19 protein-coding genes and 1 riboswitch are annotated in these 21,332 nt (G+C 49.0%); of the genes, 10 read left to right on the top strand and 9 right to left on the bottom strand.

Annotated features, from left to right (window positions below):
- Nucleotides 1-37: 37 nt before the first annotated feature.
- A complete protein-coding gene (gene gldB, locus D1627_RS08920) occupies nucleotides 38-1,042 on the bottom strand; it encodes a gliding motility lipoprotein GldB (RefSeq protein ID WP_233555572.1) in 1,005 nt (334 codons plus the stop codon).
- Nucleotides 1,043-1,116: 74 nt separating this feature from the next.
- Between gldB and D1627_RS08925 the strand changes: the two genes are divergently transcribed.
- Nucleotides 1,117-1,776: a porin family protein gene (locus D1627_RS08925; RefSeq protein ID WP_119431916.1), complete on the top strand. Its 660-nt coding sequence runs from the start codon at nucleotides 1,117-1,119 to the stop codon at nucleotides 1,774-1,776.
- 77 nt (nucleotides 1,777-1,853) lie between these two features.
- On the opposite strand, the gene D1627_RS08930 is transcribed toward D1627_RS08925, so the two are convergent.
- The 3 genes from D1627_RS08930 to D1627_RS08940 all read right to left on the bottom strand — a co-directional run bounded on the left by D1627_RS08930 (nucleotide 1,854) and on the right by D1627_RS08940 (nucleotide 4,902).
- On the bottom strand, nucleotides 1,854-3,452 hold the full coding sequence (locus D1627_RS08930) for an Rne/Rng family ribonuclease (RefSeq protein WP_119431917.1): 1,599 nt from the start codon (nucleotides 3,450-3,452) through the stop codon (nucleotides 1,854-1,856).
- 216 nt (nucleotides 3,453-3,668) lie between these two features.
- The gene (locus D1627_RS08935; protein ID WP_119431918.1) at nucleotides 3,669-4,535 is read right to left on the bottom strand and encodes a tetratricopeptide repeat protein; all 867 of its coding nucleotides are present in this window, start codon (nucleotides 4,533-4,535) and stop codon (nucleotides 3,669-3,671) included.
- A gap of 61 nt (nucleotides 4,536-4,596) precedes the next feature.
- Entirely contained in the window at nucleotides 4,597-4,902 is a 306-nt protein-coding gene (locus D1627_RS08940) for an HU family DNA-binding protein (protein WP_025608210.1), read from the bottom strand.
- A gap of 328 nt (nucleotides 4,903-5,230) precedes the next feature.
- Between D1627_RS08940 and mutY the strand changes: the two genes are divergently transcribed.
- The 5 genes from mutY to recG all read left to right on the top strand — a co-directional run bounded on the left by mutY (nucleotide 5,231) and on the right by recG (nucleotide 11,390).
- Entirely contained in the window at nucleotides 5,231-6,319 is a 1,089-nt protein-coding gene (mutY, locus tag D1627_RS08945; protein WP_119431919.1) for an A/G-specific adenine glycosylase, read from the top strand.
- Nucleotides 6,320-6,440: 121 nt separating this feature from the next.
- Nucleotides 6,441-6,920, top strand: a complete 480-nt coding sequence (locus D1627_RS08950; RefSeq protein WP_119431920.1) for a single-stranded DNA-binding protein — start codon at nucleotides 6,441-6,443, stop codon at nucleotides 6,918-6,920.
- A gap of 26 nt (nucleotides 6,921-6,946) precedes the next feature.
- A complete protein-coding gene (gene gldE / locus D1627_RS08955; protein ID WP_233555573.1) occupies nucleotides 6,947-8,317 on the top strand; it encodes a gliding motility-associated protein GldE in 1,371 nt (456 codons plus the stop codon).
- Nucleotides 8,277-8,891 carry a gliding motility lipoprotein GldD gene (gldD, locus tag D1627_RS08960; protein ID WP_199688409.1) on the top strand — a complete coding sequence of 205 codons (615 nt, stop codon included), beginning with the start codon at nucleotides 8,277-8,279 and terminating at the stop codon, nucleotides 8,889-8,891. Before gldE ends, gldD begins: the two co-directional genes overlap by 41 nt.
- 399 nt (nucleotides 8,892-9,290) lie before the next feature.
- A complete protein-coding gene (gene recG / locus D1627_RS08965; RefSeq protein WP_119432507.1) occupies nucleotides 9,291-11,390 on the top strand; it encodes an ATP-dependent DNA helicase RecG in 2,100 nt (699 codons plus the stop codon).
- Between the two features lie 325 nt (nucleotides 11,391-11,715).
- Nucleotides 11,716-11,913: riboswitch (cobalamin riboswitch) on the top strand.
- On the opposite strand, the gene D1627_RS18330 is transcribed toward recG, so the two are convergent.
- Nucleotides 11,876-12,076, bottom strand: coding sequence for a hypothetical protein (locus tag D1627_RS18330; protein WP_158607164.1), 201 nt, complete (start codon nucleotides 12,074-12,076; stop codon nucleotides 11,876-11,878). It overlaps the preceding riboswitch by 38 nt.
- A gap of 18 nt (nucleotides 12,077-12,094) precedes the next feature.
- On the opposite strand from D1627_RS18330, the gene D1627_RS08970 reads away from it, so the two are divergent.
- From D1627_RS08970 to D1627_RS08985, 4 genes are all read left to right on the top strand, one after another.
- A complete protein-coding gene (locus tag D1627_RS08970) occupies nucleotides 12,095-12,484 on the top strand; it encodes an acyl-CoA thioesterase (RefSeq protein ID WP_119431922.1) in 390 nt (129 codons plus the stop codon).
- Nucleotides 12,485-12,662: 178 nt separating this feature from the next.
- Nucleotides 12,663-13,160 carry a hypothetical protein gene (locus tag D1627_RS08975; protein ID WP_119431923.1) on the top strand — a complete coding sequence of 166 codons (498 nt, stop codon included), beginning with the start codon at nucleotides 12,663-12,665 and terminating at the stop codon, nucleotides 13,158-13,160.
- A 122-nt stretch (nucleotides 13,161-13,282) separates the two neighbouring features.
- Nucleotides 13,283-13,534 (top strand): hypothetical protein, encoded by a 252-nt coding sequence (locus tag D1627_RS08980; RefSeq protein WP_199688410.1) that lies wholly within the window; start codon nucleotides 13,283-13,285, stop codon nucleotides 13,532-13,534.
- A gap of 145 nt (nucleotides 13,535-13,679) precedes the next feature.
- The gene (locus D1627_RS08985) at nucleotides 13,680-15,128 is read left to right on the top strand and encodes a hypothetical protein (protein WP_147383257.1); all 1,449 of its coding nucleotides are present in this window, start codon (nucleotides 13,680-13,682) and stop codon (nucleotides 15,126-15,128) included.
- Nucleotides 15,129-15,402: 274 nt separating this feature from the next.
- Here D1627_RS08985 and D1627_RS08990 read toward each other — a convergent pair whose 3' ends face one another.
- From D1627_RS08990 to D1627_RS09005, 4 genes are all read right to left on the bottom strand, one after another.
- Entirely contained in the window at nucleotides 15,403-17,193 is a 1,791-nt protein-coding gene (locus D1627_RS08990; protein ID WP_119431925.1) for an acyl-CoA dehydrogenase family protein, read from the bottom strand.
- 40 nt (nucleotides 17,194-17,233) lie between these two features.
- The gene (locus tag D1627_RS08995; protein WP_119431926.1) at nucleotides 17,234-17,602 is read right to left on the bottom strand and encodes a four helix bundle protein; all 369 of its coding nucleotides are present in this window, start codon (nucleotides 17,600-17,602) and stop codon (nucleotides 17,234-17,236) included.
- Between the two features lie 38 nt (nucleotides 17,603-17,640).
- Nucleotides 17,641-18,819 carry an acetyl-CoA C-acyltransferase gene (locus D1627_RS09000; RefSeq protein WP_119431927.1) on the bottom strand — a complete coding sequence of 393 codons (1,179 nt, stop codon included), beginning with the start codon at nucleotides 18,817-18,819 and terminating at the stop codon, nucleotides 17,641-17,643.
- A gap of 89 nt (nucleotides 18,820-18,908) precedes the next feature.
- The gene (locus tag D1627_RS09005) at nucleotides 18,909-21,311 is read right to left on the bottom strand and encodes a 3-hydroxyacyl-CoA dehydrogenase/enoyl-CoA hydratase family protein (protein WP_119431928.1); all 2,403 of its coding nucleotides are present in this window, start codon (nucleotides 21,309-21,311) and stop codon (nucleotides 18,909-18,911) included.
- Nucleotides 21,312-21,332: the final 21 nt, after the last annotated feature.

The raw sequence follows: 21,332 nt of genomic DNA on the forward strand, positions 1-21,332 counted from the left end.
GATGTCCTCACCAGCACTACCGCTAACGAAATAGGCGCTACCGCTTTTTTTCAGGTTTATACTTAGACTCGTTAAAGATTTTGCGGTAGTCGGTTTCAGCCATTAGTTCAGGTAGCGTTACATTGGGGTTGCGCTCCATGTACTTGCGCACAATCTGCCAACCTACCCAAGCACCAATGCGACCCGGAGCCGTAGCGTCTATCTCAGGTGTGTTAGGCCGTTCGCCAATGTATTTGTTAACAACAAAAGGTGCCTTTTCAAATAACAGCTCTTTCTCTACAAAGTGTGCCCAAATGCGCCCTTCATTATGGTTTACATCAGCAATCTCTTTTTCGGTATAAGAAATGATATGCGCATCCGGCACGCATGGCAGTACTTCTTTTACGAAGTAGTAGGCTTTGCCCATACTTATCATTTCGGCAAGTAAGGTGCGGTCTGAGCCACTTATCTTATTAAAACGATTCGAGAGCAACAGCATGGCCGCTGGCACCATCTTTTCCGGTTCGTAGCGCTGCAGAATGTACTCGTAGGCCTGCGGGCGGTACATAGCTTTCGGCCCAATAAAGTAATCGATGCCGAAAACCAGCAAGCTATCAGAAACGAACAAGTCGCTGCCCAGTGTGCCAAGCCCGGTCACGAAAGTCATTACACGTGGAACCTGGAACTCGGGGTAGTTATACTTTATCACTTTAAAAGCGCGCTCCAGTTGCTCTTGCTGCGCTGCCATATCTCCAAAAACCTCAGTAGCCTGCTGCGCAAGCGAATCCAGGGAGGGGTTGGTAGCAATATCATATAGCGGCAAGATAAAGGCTGAGTCTGAAGGATAGCTTCTTTGCTGCAGGTATTTATCTGCAAACACAGGGTGCGCTCTTAAAAAAGCAGACATTTCAGCTTTAGATTTTACCGCGAAAAACGGCTGCTCTAGTCGCTCAACCTGCACACTAACAGGCACTTTAGCAATTTCCTCAGGCAGTTCGCAGCCTTTCTCGGTGCAGCCAATAGCTAACACCAGTAACATAAGTATAAAAAATCTGTAATACATTGTTTTGTATCTTTGTACAAAAATAGGGTGTTCCTTCGTATTAGGGTAACACAAAGTATAAATTAACTACGTTGATGAAAAAACTTACACTTTTAATGCTGTTTCTGTGTGCCGGGTTCACTTCCATGGCCCAGATTGAAATCGGGTTGCAAGTATCACCTACTATATCCAGCAACCGCTTTGTAGCCGAAGATAGGCATGGTTTTGAGAAAGAGAGCAATAACCTGCGCCTTGGTGTAGGGGTTATCGCCGACTACTTTTTCGCACAGAACTACGCTTTCAGCACGGGACTTATTTACCGCGGCAAAGGCAGCGAAATTTCTTACATTACAACTGACGGTAACGGCAACCCTACCCGCGAGAAAGATGACCTGACAATCCAGTACATTGAACTGCCTTTAACTTTGAAGCTGTTTACCAACGAGGTTGCTCCAGGCACAATACTTTACTTCCAGGTTGGTGGCTCGCTTAACACGAAGGTTGCGGCCCAAGTGGATGACAAGAAAGTGATCAATAGCGAGAAAGTGATCAAGCGTTTCAATATTTTTGAAGCGGATGCGATTTTGGGCGGTGGCGCTGAGTTTCAGATGGGCCAAAGCACCAAGCTTTTCGCAGGGCTAACTTATCACCGTGGCCTGACAGATATTGATGACTTCTACGAGGAGCGCCTTAACGATAAGAACATCTCTATCAAGAACAACGGGGTGTCACTAGATTTTGGTATTAAGTTTTAGATAAAGCAAGAATTCCATAAACGAAAAAAGCCGCTGCTAAATTTAGCAGCGGCTTTTTTCGTTCAGAGCAGTAATGTTTACTCTTCTTCTGTATTTTGCACGCCAACAGGTTCGCTAAAGGCGGTTCGCAGTTCAATTTCCTCTCCACGGCTGTCCATAACTTTAAAGTCCATGATGCCAAGAGAAGTATCTTTTATGAGGCTCACCCACCTAAAGTACTTGAAGAACCACTTCACCTGTTTTGAGAGTAGGCCTTTGGTATAATAGGCATGCACAAACGGGTGTAAGTATACTTGCAAGCTTTTGTGGTTGTGGCTCGTCAGCAGGTCGTCTACCGCTGCATCAATTTCGTCTGTTACCAGTATGCTGGCAGTTATTTTACCAGAGCCGTTGCACGTAGGGCAAACTTCGCCGGTTATAATATTTTGTTCTGGCCTCACACGCTGGCGTGTAATTTGCATCAGGCCAAATTTTGAGATTGGGAGAATAGTGGACTTAGAACGGTCCTTTTTCATTTCCTCCTTTACAACCTCATATACTTTCTGGCGGTTTTCTGGCGACTTCATGTCGATGAAGTCAACTACAATGATACCACCTATATCCCGGAGGCGCAGCTGGCGAGCCACTTCTTTGGCAGCCATCATGTTTACATGCAGTGCGGTTGCCTCCTGATCGGTTTCGGTATTAGATTTGTTCCCACTGTTCACGTCAATCACATGCAGCGCTTCGGTGTGCTCTATCACCAGGTATCCGCCACCTGGTATTGTCACGGTCTTTCCGAAAGCAGCCTTTAGCTGTTTCTCGATGTGGAAGTGTTCAAAGGTTTTGGTTTTGCCAGTATAATGCTTCAGAATTTTGATTCGTTCTGGCGCTATACTTTGCACATATGCCTTGATGTCGTCATAGAGTTGCGTATCGTCAACTACTATGTTATCAAAGCTCTCGTTTAATAAATCCCTCAAAATGGAGGAAGAACGATTTAGCTCACCAATGATTTTATCGTTTGGCTTTGCTATCCTGAGAGTTTTGAAGCCCTCATCCCAATTTGCTAACATGTTGCGCAGGTCTCTGTCGAGCTCTGCCACATCGCGGCCTTCTGCCACCGTCCGGATAATCACGCCGAAGTTTTCCGGCTTTATACTCGTGATCAGACGCTTCAGGCGGGTTCTCTCCTCTTTGCTGACGATCTTCTTGGATACGCTTACCGTGTTTGAAAACGGCACGAGTACTAAGTAGCGCCCGGCAAGGGAAAGCTCGCAAGATAGGCGCGGGCCTTTGGTTGAAATAGGCTCTTTTACAATCTGGACTAACAGCTGCTGACCTTTTTTAAGGACATCCGCTATTTTTCCGAGCTTGTCTATTTCAGGCTCAAACTTTATCTGGTTTAGCTTGGGTGTTGCGTTCTTCTGTGTTTGCGCTGCTTTTACATACTTGTTAAGCGTTTTAATATTAGCGCCCAAGTCATGGTAATGCAAAAAAGCATCCTTGTGGTAGCCAATATCAATAAAAGCAGCGTTCAGTCCAGGCATTACTTTCTTTACAGTACCCAGGAAAATATCACCTACAATATAGTCCGTGTCTTTCGACTCGAAGTGATACTCAACTAAGCGTTTGTCCTGTAAAAGCGCAATGCGATCCCCATCCTGAGTAGAATTGATAATCAGTTCGTTACTCAATTTCTCTCAAATGGTTATGTTGGATGTATAAGACCAAAGCCCACTTTAGCAAATGCAAAGTGGGCCCTCGTAAACGCAGAAGAAATTACTTCTTCTTATGTCTGTTCTTTCTTAAGCGCTTCTTTCTTTTGTGAGTAGCGATCTTATGTCTTTTTCTTTTCTTTCCGCAAGGCATAATCTTGTAGTTTTTGTTTTATGGATGATTTCTTTAATTCTTTAGTTGAGCTTTGCCAGGTACTCGTCTACGGAAGACGCAAGCGCAGGGTCATTGCTCATCCCTTTCACTTTAGTAAACAACGCTTTGGCCTCTTGCTTCTGTCCCGTCTCAGCCAACGACACCGCCAGGTAGAAGGTTCCTTCCACGTGGTCCGGGTTAACGGCCACCAGTTTTTGGAAACGCTCTACAGCTTTGTCGTACTGGTTAGACTGTATAGACAGAATACCGAGGTTAAACAGTGCTTTTTGGTTGTTAGGGTCTGAGGCAATTACCTCCCGCAACAATGTAATGCCCTGCATCGGATTTGATGTCGCGATGTAAGTCATTGCAATGTTTGTCTTGGCATCCAGGTCTGTCGGGTTATTCTTCAGAACCTGCTCATACATGCCACGGGCCTTGGCTCCTAACTCACTGGCACGCTCCTGCGTGGCAGCAAAAGTGAAGGCTTCGTAATAGGCATCGCCCGCTTTCTTATAGCTTCTCTCGCCGCCACGGGCTTTAGCGGCTATTTCATAATAGTATCCAGCGCTATCATACTTGGTAGCGTTGGCATAAGCTTCGGCCAGTTCGGCAGCCACACGGTTACGCGCCTGCTCGTCCGACGTTTTATTATACTTGGCCCGGGCCGTTGCCAGCTCCATCAATTGCTCAGGCGTAGCGCTCATATGCGCATCTGCTGTTGCCCCTGACTCAGCACCATGGTTATGGCCATCATCTTCTGAGTGGCCTTCCGGTACGGCAGTCGCATTTTCGGAATTGGCAAGATCGCTTTTGTCTTCGTCGTTAACAACAACTTTAGGTAAAAAGAATATAACGCCCACCAACACGATGGCTACAACAACGATCAATATTTGTGTCCGTTTCATTCTTTTTACCTAAGCGGCTGTTTCAAGTTAAAACAATTCTGATCAGCAAAGATACAAAAAATTAAGAATGCGCTACTTCCTGAATCTTTTTGCTGTTTTTAATCTTCTGGATGAAGGTTTTAGACGGCTTAAAGCTAGGGATAAAGTGCTCGTCGATGATGATAGATGTGTTTTTAGAAATGTTACGAGCAACTTTCTTCGCACGCTTCTTATTCACAAAGCTACCAAAACCTCTCACGTAGATGTTATTGCCATCAGCCATTGAGTCCTTCACCACTTTGAAGAAAGCCTCGATTGTAGACTGTACATCTGCCTTATCGATCCCTGTCTTATCAGCAATTTCTGATATCACTTCTGCTTTAGTCACTTTCTTAGAGTTTTATAAAATTAATAATACGTTAACTTTCTACTGTTTGAGAATCAGGGCGTTTGCTCTCGTTTCCTAATTTTCGGGGCACAAAGGTAGTTCTACTTTTCGAATAGTAAAAGCTTTAGCGCTAAATTATTAGGTCTATAATCAGCGCCTTTTTTCGTGCCTGCTACCCGCTTTGTGCAACCTCCGTGCCATGCCTGCCACCCCTTAACGCAGCAAGCACTTATATATTTCAATGTTTATCCATTTAACCCAGGCATCGCCCCGCTCCAAACAAAGCCTTACCTTTGCCTGTTCCCCCGAACGTTACTTATTTTCACACATGACGGAAACTGCACACCCTTACTTTGCCCAGGCGCTCATCCGCTGGTATGAGCACCACAAACGCTCCTTACCCTGGCGCGACACTACAGATCCATACTTTATTTGGCTTTCTGAGGTGATTTTGCAGCAAACCCGGGTGGCGCAAGGGCTGCCATACTATCAACGTTTTGCGGAAACCTACCCTACTGTGCAGCATCTTGCAGCAGCCCCTCAGGACGAGGTGCTGCGCTTATGGCAAGGCCTTGGCTACTACTCCCGGGCGCGCAACATGCACCATACCGCCCAACAGGTAGTCACAGAATTTAACGGCAATTTCCCGAATACTTTCGAAGGCTTGATCAAGCTGAAAGGAGTAGGCAGCTACACAGCCGCTGCCATTGCTGCCTTTGCTTATAAGGAAAAAGTGGCGGTGCTGGATGGCAATGTTTTCAGGGTACTGGCACGAGTTTTTGGCATCTCCGACGATATTGCCGCCTCTTCCTCGCGCAAGGTTTTCCAGGAACTGGCCGATGAACTGGTGCCAGCCGATGCGCCTGATACCTATAACCAGGCGATTATGGAGTTCGGGGCGATACAGTGCACGCCACTAATGCCCGACTGCATGTTTTGCCCTTTACAGCAGCGTTGCTTCGCTTTTAACCACGGCATGGTGCAGGAGCTTCCTGTAAAATCCAAAGCAAAGGCGGCGCGGCCACGGCATTTCCATTATGTAGTATTTGAGTTGAATGGAGCCTATTACATGCGCAAGCGCCTGGAAGGAGACATCTGGCAAGGCCTTTATGACTTCTACCTTCATGAAAACAACAACAAGGAGTTGGCCATGGAGCAGCTGCTACAGGAGTTGCAGGAGGCAGGTGTGCCCACCTCTGAGGCACAGCTTTTACCTCCCTCCAAAGATTATAAGCACATACTTAGCCACCAGAAAATAAACGCCCGGTTTTACGTTATAAAATTAAAGCAGGCACTGGCACAGGAAGTGCTTCAGGAAACAAGATTAGCCCTTTTTAACGTTAAAGAGATAGAGGACTTACCTAAGCCGGTTCTTATTAGCAACTATTTGAAAAATGCTAAGATTTTAGTATATTGATAACTGAACCATTGGCCTTCAAAAAGCATTTTACAGGTCGGTTTAAAGTATAATTTCGCAGGTGATATAAATGCTGCCTGCAAACCCTTAAATTTGTAACCTTAAAACGAAAACCTACTAAATGGCAAGTGTTAACAAAGTAATCCTGATTGGCAACCTGGGCAAAGACCCTGAAGTACGTCACCTGGAAGGCGGCGTGGCTGTAGCCCGTTTCCCTATTGCTACCTCAGAGACTTTTAAAGATAAGCAAGGCCAGCGCCAGGAGCGCACCGAATGGCATAACATTGTGCTTTGGAGAGGCCTGGCCGAAGTAGCCGAGAAGTACCTCAAAAAAGGCAATCCGGTTTACATCGAAGGAAGGCTCCGCACCAATAACTATCAGGATAAAGATGGCATACAGCGCTACAGCACTGAAATTGTAGCTGACCAGATGACCATGCTTGGTAGCCGCAGTGACAATGGCAATGGCGGTGGCGGAAACTACCAGGAATCCTCAGGAAGCAACAGCGGTGCCAATTATAGCACAAGCGCACCGGCTGGCGGCAATAGCGGCGGAGCATCTTCGTTTCAGAACGACGAGCCGGACGATCTGCCGTTCTAACCCATGTTCCACTAAACTGAACAATCTTGGAAAGTACAGATCCCGGAGACCCCCTGAGTTATACTTTACTTCAACTTCTACAAAGTTCTTTAACCCAGCTCAGGGTCGAATATCTGGTCGCTGTTTTTGGCGGCATTGTATTATTGCTGCTCTCGGCCCTTACATCGGGTGCCGAGGCAGCCTTTTTCTCCCTCACGGAGCAGGAACTTGACCAGTGCAAAACAAGCAAGCTTCCTGCTGAGCAGCGCGTATACCGTCTGCTGCAAAACCCTCGCAAGTTACTCACCACCATACTTATCTTTAACAACGGCATCAATGTAGCCATCATCACCCTCTTTGCCTATGTGGCCTGGCAGGTGTTTGGCAGCATGGTATTGCCAGCCAGCGTTATGGTGCTGTGCATGCTTTTCGCGACGTTCTTTATCGTGTTCTGCGGCGAGGTGCTACCTAAAGTATACGTCCAGAAAAGGCGCTTGCGCCTGGTGGGGCATATGGCAGGCATGTTCGATAAGCTACAGGTAATGATACAGCCACTTTCCTGGCTGCTGATTTCCATTAATGAGTATATCGAAAAAAAATATATCGCTAGAGGCTATACGCACACCATGGAGGACCTGCATCATAGCCTGGATGTGGCCCTGATCAATGCGGATACCTCACCCGAAGAGCGCAGAATTTTGCGTGGCGTGGTAAACTTTGGCGCCATCAGCGTGAAGCAGATTATGCGCCCGCGCATGGACATTATTGCCTTTAATAACGCCATGACGCTACAGGAACTAATGCCTGAAATTGTAAAATGGGGTTACTCGCGTGTGCCGGTTTATACCCATAGCACCGATCATATCGAAGGTATACTTTATGTGAAAGACCTGCTCCCGCACCTCGGAAAAGGCAACGACTTTAACTGGCAGCACTTGGTGCGCCCGCCGTTCTTTGTACCTGAAAACAAGCGAATTGCAGATCTTTTTCAGGATTTCAAGGAGAAGCATGTGCACATGGCCATCGTGATAAATGAATATGGCGGCACCGTGGGTTTGCTTACCCTCGAGGATATTGTGGAAGAGATCGTAGGCGAGATTAACGACGAGTTTGACGAAGATGATGACATCGTTTACTCTCAACTCGATGAAAATACCTTTATCTTTGATGGCAAGACCTCGCTGCATGACTTCTGCAAAATAACAGAGGTGCCCTTTGATGCCTTTGAAGAGGTTAAAGGAGAGAACGAAACAGTAGCAGGCCTGATGCTGGCGCTATTTTCGCGCATTCCGAGGGTTGGCGAAGATGCCGCGTACGGCCGTTTCCATTTTACGGTGGAGTCGGCGGATACCAAGCGTGTTAAACGAGTTAAAATCAATGTCGCAAGCAAAAAAGAGCAATACCATAAAGTCAGTTAAGCTAAAGGTGTTTTTGTGGTTCGGTTTGGCTGCCGGGGTTATCTCCTGTGGGGCCGAATACACGCCAAAACCGAAAGGCTTCAACCGCATCGACCTGCCGCAGCAAACCTACCAGCCGCTGCAGGAGGCGCACCCCTATACGTTTGAGTACTCGACCCACGCCAAAATACGACCTGATTCTTCCGGCATTGCGCAACCGCACTGGATCAACATTATTTACCCAAGCCTTGGTGCCAATGTGCAGCTAACATATAAAGACATCCAAGGCAGCAACGATCAAGTGCTGAATAACCTGGTGGAGGATGCCCGCAAGCTTACTGCAAAGCACCAAATTAAGGCCTACGCTATCGAGGAATCTCAGATTAAGGTACCTACCGGCGATATAGCAGCGGTTTTTGAGCTGGAAGGCGAGGTGCCGAGCCAGTTTCAGTTCTACGTCACTGACTCCAGCAAGCACTTCCTGCGCGGTGCTTTATACTTCAGAACTGCCACACAAAACGATTCGCTGGCCCCGGTGATTGAGTTTGTGAAAAAAGACATTGTGCACTTGCTCAATACACTGAAGTGGAAGTAGGTTGATTGCTGATTGTTAAATTTTTCTTGATAAAAGACTGAGCAGTAATTCAAGTCCTGTCCATCCATTCATCCCCACGCTGGTGCGAGCTTGTAGCTCGTATCTTAATATTTTTTTAGCATCGCCTAGCTTGTAAAGTAAACCTCAAAGGTTTTTATATTGATCTTGATAGGAAATTCAAACAAATAGGAACGAGCTACAAGCTCGCACCAGCAGGGCTCATACTTTAGCAAGATCTAAGTAGAAATAAAAATCCTGCCCATCCATTCTCACTGTAAATCCTGATCCAGTTAGTAAGTATAAAGTATAAAGCCCCGGCAGCATTTACTCCTGTCGGGGCTTTTGCGTATTTTTGTAATCTATACTTGCCAATCTTTCACCCTAAGCAAGCCAGAGCACGTGAGCAATTTCTTCAATACCAAAATAGAATTTCTGAAAGGCGTAGGGCCGATGCGGGCAGAGCTGTTGCAGAAAGAGCTCAACATCCATACCTACGGCGACCTGATCCAGCATTACCCCTTCCGCTACCTCGACCGCACGCAGTTCTACAAAGTTTCTGAGCTAGACGAGAGCATGCCATACGTGCAGGTGCGTGGCCGCATTCGGGGTAAGGAGCTGATCGGGGAAGGGCGCAAGCAGCGCCTGGCCGCTACGCTGGTAGATGAAAACGGCGACCAACTGGAGCTGGTATGGTTTAAGGGTGTGAAATGGATGCAGAAAACGCTGAAGAACCATACCGATTACATAGTTTTTGGCAAGCCGACCTCGTTTAACGGGCGCTTCAACATGGCGCACCCCGAGTTGGAGGAACTGGCCGAGGAAAAGCAAACCACTTCGTTTCTGCAGCCGGTTTACCATACCACCGAAAAACTCAAGGCCCACCGCATCGACAGCAAGGTTATCAGCAAAATGATGGAACACCTCCTGAAGGTAGCCTTGCCGCAGGTGCAGGAATCGCTGTCGCCGGAGCTGATAGACCATTACCGCCTGATAGACAAGCGCAGCGCTTACGCCAACATACATTTTCCTGAAACCTCAGATAAGTATAACAAAGCTAAATTCAGGCTAAAGTTCGAGGAGCTTTTTTACATACAGCTGCGCCTGTTCCGCCAGAAGGTAGTGCGCAAAGCCGACCTAAAAGGGCAGATCTTTAACCAGGTGCCTACGCTCACGGAGTTCTACAAAAACCACCTGACCTTCGACCTGACCAATGCCCAGAAACGGGTAGTAAAGGAGATCTACGCCGACCTGAATGCCGGTAAGCAAATGAACCGCCTGCTGCAGGGCGATGTGGGCTCGGGCAAAACCATCGTAGCCTTTATCACCATGCTGATTGCCGCAGACAACGGGGCGCAATCGGTGCTGATGGCGCCAACCGAGATCCTGGCCGACCAGCACTATGTGGGCCTAAAGAAATTTGCCGACAGCTTAGGTATAAACCTGGGCAAGCTCACCGGCTCCACCAAAGCCAAAGACCGCAGATTGCTGCACGAGCAACTCCGCTCCGGCGACATGAAAATGATTGTGGGCACGCATGCCTTGCTCGAAGACGTGGTGCAGTTCCAGAACCTGGGCCTGTGCATCGTGGATGAGCAGCACCGTTTTGGCGTGGAGCAGCGCTCGAAGCTCTGGCGCAAAAACCCGCGTATTATTCCGCATGTGCTCGTGATGACGGCCACGCCTATTCCGCGCACGCTGGCCATGACACTGTACGGCGACCTGGATGTATCGGTGATTGATGAGCTGCCTGCCGGCCGTAAAGAGATTGTAACCGTGCACCGCTTCGACTCGCACCGCCTGCGCGTGTTCCAGTTTATCCGCGACCAGATACAACTTGGCCGCCAGGTATACATTGTATATCCGCTGATAGAGGAATCGGAGCAGATGGAGAACTACAAAGACCTGATGGATGGCTACGAGAGCGTGAAGCGCGCTTTCCCGGAGTATAAGGTAAGTATGGTGCACGGCAAAATGAAGCCGCAGGACAAGGACTACGAGATGCAGCAGTTCGTGAAGCACGAAACGCACATTATGGTGGCCACCACCGTGATTGAAGTAGGTGTGAACGTGCCGAATGCCTCGGTGATGGTGATTGAGAGTGCCGAGCGCTTCGGGCTGTCGCAGCTGCACCAGTTGCGTGGCCGCGTGGGCCGTGGGGCCGAGCAAAGCTACTGCATCCTGATGACGGGCTACAAGCTAAGCAAAGACAGCAAAACACGCCTCGAAACCATGGTGCGTACCAACAACGGCTTCGAGATTGCCGACATCGACCTGAAACTGCGCGGCCCCGGCGACCTGATGGGCACCCAGCAAAGCGGCGTACTTGACCTGCTCATCGCCGACCTCTCCAAAGACGCACCCATACTTCAGGAAGCACGCGCCGCCGCCCAGAAAGTCCTGAACGAAGACCCGCAACTGGAGCAGCCGCAGCACCAGAACATCCGCCGCCACATCCAGTCGCTCAGCGCTAATTCTGTAAACTGGAGCAGGATCAGTTAAGTTGAGTTAAAGAGTTAGAGTGTTAAAAGGTTAGAAGGTCATGAGGCCAGTACAGGAGCAACTCTCCCTTCTTTTTTGGCATCCTGAAAGGATCTTGGTAGCTCGTAGCATCAGCTTTGCTCTCCTTCTCGTCAGGTTCTTTATATGATGAACATCGCTCTATTATTACCTTTGCATACTACGCCTGTAACGGCATATAGAATGCGCAAACGCAAGTGAGCTTCGATACCACTGAACAAGTATAAGTATAAGTCCCCCCATCATCTCCGAAAGTCTAGTATCTAAAATCTAATGGCTAGCATCTAATCCAGCGTCTAATAAAGCTTACCTTTGCTGCGTCTGCGGTGCTTTGGTTAAGTATAACCGGGGTTTAAAAAGGAACCGTGTGTAAATCACGGGCTGACGCGCAACTGTAAGTAACGTTTATACTTGCTGCTATTACAAGTCCATTGTCCGGAAGAAGGATGAGAAGGGCCGCAGCGAGGTTACAAGCCAGGAGACTTGCCACAGACACATACACGCATGCTTTCGCGGATAAGGCCTGTGGACAAAGTATAATCGTGCGGCATACGCGTGCCGTTCTCCCTGCTTTTCCCCGCTCCTTCTGCTGCGCCAGCCTGCGTTTTATACTTGTGCTTGCCGCAAAGCCAAAGCTGCCTTTGCGCCTGCGCCACAACAACAGCCATATTTAAACCTTATACTTTATGAACTTAGAAGAACGCATTGCGCAGTCCGAAACCCGCATTTTTAAAGCCGTGTTCCCGAACACCACCAACCACTACGACACACTTTTCGGTGGCACCGCCATGCAACTTATGGACGAGGTAGCCTTTATCGCCGCCACCCGCTTCTGCCGCAAGCGCGTCGTTACCGTTTCCTCCGACCGTATCGATTTTACCCAACCCATACCAGCGGGCACTATTGTGGAGCTTGTGGCCCGGGTGGTGAGTGTTGGCAATACCAGCCTGAAAGTGCAGGTCGAGATTTTTGTGGAGGAAATGTACTCTGATGTGCGCATAAAAGCCGTGAGCGGCAGCTTCGCCTTCGTAGCCGTAGACGAGCACAAACACCCCGTGCGCGTGCTCCCCGAATAAGCCAAAGTATATCCCCGCGCCGCCAGAAGTTCCACGAGAAACAATAGCCAACTTTTATACTTTGAATAATTCAAATGTTGTATATTCGGAGGGGGTATTTCGTTTATTCAATTAATGTAAGTTGGATAAACGTAATAATTACTGATATCCGCTAGTTGGTTGTAATAAAAACTAAGAAATGAAAACAATAAGCATCCTTGGATTCATATCCCTTTTAGGGTTCACCTTCACCTTTACTTTAAAAGATGAAGACAACATTAGCAGGTTTTTGAATAGGAAAAAGAAAGATAAAGAGTTAAAGCAATTTATGCATTCTTTCGGTGCTGCACCTGATAAAGTGTACAAATCAACAGATAGCTACTACGAAGAGTACCACCGAAAAGGTATTAGCTTTAACTTCGACTATGATAATAAACTTGTTGCAATCTTTCTCTACTCAAATTTATCAGAAGATTATAAGAATTATGAAGGAAAATTGCCTTATGGACTTAGCTTTGACTTGACAAGAAAAGATGTTGAAGAAAGGTTTGGTTCTCCAGAATATAATGGGGAATCGGATTATAAAAATACCTCCTGGGTAATTTATAGAAGCAAAGGCTTCGGATTGACATATAACGGTTTAGAATCTGATTCTGTAGCAAGGATTAGTGAGATAGCCTTCCAGCTATACCAATAAAGAACTATTTCAGCCAACTCAGTGCAGCCCTAATGCTTGGCTACGCCTTGCTCGCTATATGTACCAACCGTTAACATTAATCCAAACCTATTTGAGGTGTCCATACTAACTCACATCTAAAAATGAACAGAAAACTTACTTTCACCTTGATCATCGTCTTCTTAATCTGTTATCTACCATTGTTTGCACAAGGAGATTCAAGTACAGAAGAAGTTGGAAGAACTGTAATAAAAAATGGCGTAGGCTTAGGTGCTGTTATTGCTGTAGTAGCTTCTTGGTCTAGAAATGCATCCATTCTATGGGCTATACTTCATGGACTTTTTAGCTGGTTTTATGTGATTTACTTTGCCTTGTCAAGAAGTTCAGAAAGATAAAAGGAATAGCAAATCACAAATGCTAACCACACCTAAACTCTAGCAACTCCACCCTATTACTTAGCTCGGCACCCAGAATAAACAGCAGCAGCCAACCGTTGTTGTAAAACAACAGTACACGCGTTAAAACCCAGTTAAACTTCCCGTGAAAAAGCATTTTATACTTCCGGCGCTTTTGTGCCTGCTCTGTTTGCCGCAGTTTATACGTGCCCAGTCTAAAATTAAGGCAGCGGTAAACTTTACCTACCAGCCAAACCCCGACGAAGACCAGTATAACCCGCGCCTGCCGCACAAAAGTATAGCTGTAGGCCCCGATGCCTTTGTTACACTTAACCACAGCACCGGCGGCAAGTATACCTTAACTAAGTATACCACCGAGCTTAAACAGCTGTGGAGCGCAGGCATACCGTTGGCCCCCGAAGAAACCGTAGAGGCTTTTGCCGCTAACCTTACCGATGCGCTGGTTGTTACGCGGCAGCTGCAAGGGCAAAACCAGGTATTGCAGGGCTACCGCATCAACCTGAAAACCGGCCAGCACGAGCAGCCGGTGCAGTTGCTGCAGGCCCCGGCCAAAGGCAGGCGCGCCGGCGTGGCCATCTCTTCAGACGGCAGCAAGGTGCTTGCCTTCCGTTACCTCACCGATAACAGCTTCCGGATACAACAAATTAGCGGCACGCTTTACACGGGTAGCCTGCAGGCAGAGCAGGATGTTATGTATAACCTCCGCGACGTGGCCGGCATCCTCACCGCCGACATACAACTGGCAAACACCGGCGAGCAATACCTTAGCCTGATCTCGGACGAGATGAACCGCCTGACCGTGCGCAAGTATAGCCCCGGCAGCAAGCAAGCCAAGGTTATGTCGGTGCTGGTGGGTGGCGTGTTTGATGGCCAGAAAGTATATATCCGGGATACCCGCTTTAAACTGATGGACAATGGCCTGCTATACGGCGCTGTGCTTACCGCCGAGGAAAAAGGCGGCGCTTACCATAGCCTGAAGGCCGTAAAGTATGATTTCGAGAACGAAGACATGGTTTTTGCAGAGGAGTTTCGTTTCTCCCCAGATTATGTACGCCAGGTGAACGCCCTCGACAAGAGCAGCAACACCAAACTCCACGACATCTACCTTACTGATCTGTTCCTAACGCCCGAGCAACGCCTTGTTTTAGTAGCTGAGCAGAAGTATACCGAAGGCGGCGACAACGCGCCATACGTTGCCAAAGAGCTGCATCTGTTTGCCTACGACCGGTACATGAACCACGACTGGAGCTCCGTGCTGATGAAGCAACAGCAAGCCCCTGCTTCGGAGGGTTTTTCCGGCATCTCTTACAGCCCGAACCTACAGGGCAACACGCTCAGCCTTCTCACCCTCGAGACACTCAGCGGCAAGTATGATTTATACTTCCGCCAGATAGATACGGCCACCGGAAAAGCCACTGCGCCACAAAGCCTGAACCTCGGCATCCCGGCAGGTAAAAACCTAGCTTACCTCAAAGCCTACACCACCTGGCTCACAGAAAAAGACATTATCGCCGTTATCCGTAGCGGTAAAAAGGATACAGGGCTACAGTTAAGCAGGATTCAGATTAAGTAGCTTGTGAGATGATCGAAGTATAAATTATAACTACCGCCAGTTTGAGCGAAGCGGTCGGATAGGTCAGCCAGTTTTTAAAGGCGCTGCCTAAGAGTTTATACTTACGCCAGTTGAAAACTTGCGGCATGTGCTGGATAGGTTATGCCAATCTAAATATCAAATTTGTCCGGTTTTTGACGAGTTTAAATTACACCAAGAATTCCATCGCTGCTTACAACATAAAAAAAGGCTGCTACCTTAGGTAACAGCCTTTTAAACTATAAATGGTCAGAAATTAATACACAAATTCGTTTGCCTCAATCATAGTGGCAGCAATGCGGCGGCGTGCCTCTTTGGTATTGAAAAGATCCTTCTTCGTGAAACGCTTCAGGCCCATAAACAGCAGGCGCTGCTCATCGCCTTCGGCCATAGCGGCAATCGCCTCTTTGCCAGACTTGAAAGAAGTATCTACGGCATCGTTTACTACTACGCGCACGATATCAATCTCATTCGAAACGGCCTCTTCGCCTTTCGTGGCAACCAGCTTCTCCACGCGCAGCAGCGTTGATTCCGCTACGTAGGTTTTGATCGCCATATCGGCAATGTTCATCAAAATTTCCTGTTCCTTAGCCAGCGAGTTCATAAACTTCTGCACGGCGGTACCGGCAGTCATCAGGATGGCCTTTTTCAGGTTCTTGATGGCTTTGTGCTCCGCTGCAAACAGACCTTCTTCCTCAGCCCCGAAATCCGGAATAGCCATCAGCTCCTGCTGCACTGCTTGGGCAGGGCCCATCAGGTCAAGCTCGCCTTTCAGGGCTTTTTTCAGGATCATGTCCACGGTGAGCATGCGGTTGATCTCGTTGGTACCCTCAAAAATGCGGTTAATGCGGGAGTCGCGGTATGCACGGTCCATTGGGTAATCGGCAGAGAAGCCGTAGCCACCGTAGATCTGCACGCCTTCGTCCACTACGTAATCCAGTACTTCAGAGCCTTCTACTTTCAGCATGGCGCATTCTACAGCAAACTCGCGGGCAGCACCCAACAGGGCTTCGTTCTCGTTTGCTCCGCCAGCCATCAGCTCCTGCTCTTTGCGGTAAATATCCATACCACAACGATATAGCGCAGATTCTACGGCAAAAATACGGATAGCCTGCTCAGCCAGCTTATAACGAATAGCTCCGAATTTAGAAATTGGCAGTTTAAACTGGTGGCGCTCATTAGCATACTTTACCGATAGGTCGGCTACGTTTTTGGCCGCGCCTAGGGTTGCAGCACCCAATTTTATACGGCCAATGTTCAGGATATTAAATGCGATTAAATGACCTTTCCCGATCTCGCCAAGTACGTTCTCTTTCGGCACTTCGCAGTCCTGGAAAAATACTTGGCGGGTAGATGAGCCTTTGATACCCATTTTATGCTCCTCGTTGCCAAGACTTACGCCTGGGTAGTTGCGCTCCACAATAAAGCCCGTAAACTTGTCGCCGTCTACCTGCGCGAAAACCACAAACACATCGGCAAAACCACCGTTCGTGATCCACATTTTTTGGCCGTTTAGGATGTAATGCGTACCTGCCTCGTTCAGTACAGCCTTGGTCTTAGCCGCCAGCGCATCAGAACCAGAGTCTGGCTCAGTTAAGCAGTAAGCCGACATCCACTCGCCGCTAACTAGTTTCGGGATATACTTATTCTTTTGCTCCTCGTTACCGAAGTATAAAATTGGCAGCGTACCAATACCCGTGTGCGCCGCAAAGGCGACCGGGAACGAGTGGCCACCACCTACTGATTCTGTTACCAGTAAGGCCGTGTTGAAGTCCATGTTCAGGCCACCGTATTGCTCCGGAATTGATACCGCGAACAGCCCCAGCTCCCCTGCTTTTTTCATCAGGTTCTCCATCAGGCCTTCTTCGTGGTTGTCGAGGCGGTCTAAGAGCGGCCATACTTCGTCGCGCACAAAATCCTTACAGGTCTGTGACATCATACGCTGCTCTTCGTTAAAATCGGCAGGTATAAATACGTCCTGCGGGTTCGTTTCTTTTATTAGGAATTCACCACCTTGGATGGTGGAAGGTTTAGTTAGGTTTTCCATGGCTATTCTAATTTCTTACAGTTGTATCAAGTATCACGTATCAAGACACACGACTCTTTTTATCAAGCATGTTGATAAAGCCGTTCAGCATCTTTTGTACGCCTTCGTTTTTTTGTGTCAGGTCTGAATATTGAGGTTTGTTGACAAACCCAAAAGATTCAGCCAAAATCAATTGTGTTTCAAGTTCAAAAGCAGAACCTAACGCGATTTTCAGAAACTGTGCAAATTCTTTATCTGATCCTCGGCCCGCCCCTTCTGCAATGTTTGACGGAATAGAAACTACAGCACGATTAACCTGTGACTTAAGCCCATAACGTTCTTCCTGCGGAAAGAGGGAAGTAACTCTATAAACCAGCTTAGCTAGCTCAATTGCTTCTTTCCAGACCCGCAGTTCTTTAAAGTTATGCATACCTTAGTCGTGTGTCTTGCGTCGTGTTACGTGCGTCGTTATTTCAACAATTCAAACACCCCTGCTACACCCTGGCCGCCGCCGACGCAGGCGGTAACGATGCCGTGCTTGCCGCCGGTGCGGCGCAGGTCGCTGAACAGTTGCACGCTAAGCTTGGCGCCAGAGCAACCAAGCGGGTGACCGAGCGCAATGGCACCACCGTTGATATTCAGTTTCTCCGGGTCGAAATCCAGGTGGCGCATTACGGCGATGGACTGTGCGGCAAAGGCCTCGTTCATTTCGATCAGGTCGATGTCGTTCAAGGTCATACCGGCTTGCTTTAGCGCTTTTGGAACTGCTGCAATCGGGCCCATACCCATAATACGCGGATCCACGCCGCCGGTGCCGTAGCTTACCAGTCGTGCAATTGGCTCCAGGTTCAGCTCTTTTACCATGCGCTCGCTCATTACGATCACAAAAGCAGCACCATCAGAAGTCTGCGACGAGTTACCGGCTGTTACCGTGCCTCCGGCCGCAAACACAGGCTTCAGTTTAGCCAGTCGCTCCAGTGAGGTATCGGCACGCGGGCCTTCGTCGGTATCAACCACATAAGACTTAGTCTTCTTTTTGCCGTTCTCGTCGAGGTAAGTTTCCTCTATGGTTATCGGTACGATCTGGTCTTTAAAGTAGCCTTTCTCGATGGCGTTCAGCGCTTTTTGGTGCGACTTAAACGCAAACTCATCCTGGTCTTCACGTGAAACCTTGTAGTCGTTTGCCACGGCTTCAGCGGTTAAGCCCATGCTCAGGTACCAGTCCGGGTTGTTTTTGGCGATCTTGTAGTTCGGCACTGTTTTCCAGCCAGCCGTCGGCACCATCGACATAGACTCTGTACCGCCTGCAACAATACAGTCGGCCATACCTGCGGCGATGCGGTTGGCAGCTATGGCAATAGTTTCCACACCGGACCCGCAGTAGCGGTTCACCGTCATGCCTGAAACAGACATTGGCAACGCCAGCAGCGAGATCATACGGCCAATCTGCAGGCCTTGCTCGGCCTCCGGCACCGCATTACCCACAATCAGGTCGTCTACGCGCTTAGGATCCAGAGCCGGCACAGCAGCCAGCACATGCTTGATGACATCAGCAGCCAGGTCATCGGGTCTGGTAAACCGGAACACCCCGCGCGGAGCCTTGCCCACTGCGCTACGAAATCCGGCTACGATATATGCATTGTTCATTTTTGGATTGCTTTATTGTTAAATGGTTGATTGTTGATCGCTGGTGCGAGCTTGTAGCTCGTACCAACTTCAAAACCACTATCTATACCTTAATTTCTCAACGGCTTGCCTGTGGTCAGGATGCTTTGGATGCGCTCCAGCGTTTTGCGCTCGCCTGTCAGCGACAGGAAGGCTTCGCGCTCCAGGTCCAGCAGGTACTGCTCGCTTACCTCGGTTGGCGCCGATAAGTCGCCGCCGCACATTACGTAGGCCAGCTTCTCCGAGATCTTCTTATCGTGCTCCGAAATGTAGCGGCCGCTATACATGGCGTTGGCTCCGGTCAGGAACATGCCCAGGGCACCTTTGCCCTGCACCTTAATGTTGGTGCGCTGCACCGGCTTAGTATATCCGGCATCGGCCAGAAGTATAGCCTGCGCTTTGGCATCGGCAATCAGGCGCTTGCTGTTTATAGTTATGCCATCCGACTTGCGCATGTAGCCCAAGTCGATCGCTTCCTTGGCCGAGGTAGACACTTTGGCCATACCAATGGTCAGGAACACGTTCTTCAGGTCGTTGTACTCAATGTCGCCGTCAGCATACATATCAGCGGCGCGCATTGTCATCTCCTTGGTACCGCCACCCCCTGGTATCAGGCCAACGCCAAACTCAACCAAGCCCATATAGGTCTCAGCGGCAGCCTGTACGTGGTCACAGTGCAGGTTTAGCTCGCAGCCACCGCCCAGCGTAAGGCCGTGCGGTGCGCCTACGACCGGAATGGCTGAGTAACGCATGCGCATCATGGCATCCTGGAACTGCTTGATCATGAAGTTGATCTCGTCATACTCCTGCTCCAGGGCATACATATAGATCAGAGCCACGTTGGCACCCGCCGAGAAGTTAGCCGCATCGTTTCCGACAACCATACCTCTAAATTCTTTTTCGGCCAGTTCTATACCTTTATTCAGGCCGGCTACCACATCACCACCAATCGTGTTCATCTTGGTATGGAATTCCACGTTCAGGATGCCATCGCCGATGTCGGTTAGGGTTGTGCCGCTGTTTTTCCAGACAACCTTGTTGCCACGCAGGTTATTAAGTATGATAAAGTTCTCAGCACCAGGTATGGCTTTGTATTCTTTCGTCTGGATATCGTAATAGCGGCGCGTGCCGTTTTCTACAATATAGAAAGCCTCTTTGCCATTATTCAGCATTTCCTCTACCCACGGTGCAGGCTCGTAACCCGCTTCGATCATGCGCTGCACGCCTTCACGAGCGCCAATGGCATCCCAGTACTCAAACGGACCCAGCTCCCAGCCAAAGCCGGCGCGCAGGGCATCGTCTATTCTATAGAGCTCGTCAGAAATCTCAGGAATACGGTTGGAAACGTACTGGAACAGGCCATAAAGCGTCTCGTTGAAGAACTGTGCGGCCTTATCGGTTTGTGCCGAGAAGGCTTTGATGCGCTTCTTCAGGTCATCGATTGGTTTTAGCGCCTCCAGGCTCTGGAACTTCACTCGCTGCTTTGGCCCATACTCCATGGTGTTCAGGTCCAGCGTCAGGATCTCGGTTTTGCCTTTGGCGTCTTTGGTCTTTTTGTAGAAGCCCTGGCCGGTTTTGTCGCCCAGCCACTTGTTCTCGACCATCTGCTGCACATACCCCAGAATCTTGAACAGGTCTCTCGACTCGTCCTTCTCCCCGGCCTGGTACAGTCCGTTGGCCACGTTTACCGTAGTATCCAGGCCAACCACATCCAGCGTGCGGAACGTAGCCGATTTCGGGCGGCCTACAACCGGGCCGGTAATCCTATCTACTTCATCTATCGTGAGGCCAACCTTTTCCATGGCCTTCAGGGTCTGCATGATGCCGTAAATACCCACGCGGTTCGCGATAAAGGCTGGCGTATCTTTGGCAAGTACCGTGGTTTTGCCAAGGTATAAATCACCGTAATGCATCAGGAAGTCCGTCACCTCCTTGTCAGTGTCCGGCGTAGGTATAACTTCGAGCAGTTTCAGGTAGCGCGGCGGGTTAAAGAAGTGCGTGCCGCAGAAGTGTTTCTTAAAGTCTTCGGAACGATCCTGCGCCATCAGGTGAATCGGGATGCCCGAGGTGTTGGACGTGATCAGCGTGCCCGGCTTGCGGAACTGCTCCACCTGGTCGTAGATCAGCTTCTTGATTTTCAGGTTCTCCACCACTACCTCAATGGTCCAGTCGGCGGTGGCGATGTCCTTCATGTTATCGTCGAAGTTGCCCGTCTGGATCAGGCTTGCATCGGACTTGCGGTAAAGCGGCGACGGGTTGGAGTTGATAGCGGCCTGCAGGTGGCTGTTCACGTTGCGGTTGCGCACGGCCTTGCTCTCCAGCGTCAGGCCTTTCTTCTCCTCATCGGGGGTAAGCTCTTTCGGAACGATATCGAGCAGCAGCACCTGCACGCCAATATTGGCGAAGTGGCAGGCAATCCGGGAGCCCATCACGCCGGAGCCAAGCACTGCTACTTTCTTAATTATTCTTTTCATAGAATAGCTATAGTTGTCTTT

Source organism: Pontibacter oryzae, assembly GCF_003576375.1.
Classification (GTDB): Bacteria; Bacteroidota; Bacteroidia; order Cytophagales; family Hymenobacteraceae; genus Pontibacter; species Pontibacter oryzae.

Excerpts from the sequence above, each read along its gene's own strand:
- gldB (WP_233555572.1), bottom strand. The coding sequence starts at position 1,042 with ATGTATTACAGATTTTTTATACTTATGTTACTGGTGTTAGCTATTGGC.
- D1627_RS18330 (WP_158607164.1), bottom strand. The coding sequence starts at position 12,076 with ATGGCTGTTGTTGTGGCGCAGGCGCAAAGGCAGCTTTGGCTTTGCGGC.
- gldD (WP_199688409.1), top strand. The coding sequence starts at position 8,277 with ATGTCGCAAGCAAAAAAGAGCAATACCATAAAGTCAGTTAAGCTAAAG.
- D1627_RS08975 (WP_119431923.1), top strand. The coding sequence starts at position 12,663 with ATGAAAACAATAAGCATCCTTGGATTCATATCCCTTTTAGGGTTCACC.
- D1627_RS08995 (WP_119431926.1), bottom strand. The coding sequence starts at position 17,602 with ATGCATAACTTTAAAGAACTGCGGGTCTGGAAAGAAGCAATTGAGCTA.
- mutY (WP_119431919.1), top strand. The coding sequence starts at position 5,231 with ATGACGGAAACTGCACACCCTTACTTTGCCCAGGCGCTCATCCGCTGG.
- D1627_RS08970 (WP_119431922.1), top strand. The coding sequence starts at position 12,095 with ATGAACTTAGAAGAACGCATTGCGCAGTCCGAAACCCGCATTTTTAAA.
- D1627_RS09005 (WP_119431928.1), bottom strand. The coding sequence starts at position 21,311 with ATGAAAAGAATAATTAAGAAAGTAGCAGTGCTTGGCTCCGGCGTGATG.
- D1627_RS08935 (WP_119431918.1), bottom strand. The coding sequence starts at position 4,535 with ATGAAACGGACACAAATATTGATCGTTGTTGTAGCCATCGTGTTGGTG.
- D1627_RS08950 (WP_119431920.1), top strand. The coding sequence starts at position 6,441 with ATGGCAAGTGTTAACAAAGTAATCCTGATTGGCAACCTGGGCAAAGAC.
- D1627_RS08980 (WP_199688410.1), top strand. The coding sequence starts at position 13,283 with ATGAACAGAAAACTTACTTTCACCTTGATCATCGTCTTCTTAATCTGT.
- D1627_RS09000 (WP_119431927.1), bottom strand. The coding sequence starts at position 18,819 with ATGAACAATGCATATATCGTAGCCGGATTTCGTAGCGCAGTGGGCAAG.
- D1627_RS08925 (WP_119431916.1), top strand. The coding sequence starts at position 1,117 with ATGAAAAAACTTACACTTTTAATGCTGTTTCTGTGTGCCGGGTTCACT.
- D1627_RS08990 (WP_119431925.1), bottom strand. The coding sequence starts at position 17,193 with ATGGAAAACCTAACTAAACCTTCCACCATCCAAGGTGGTGAATTCCTA.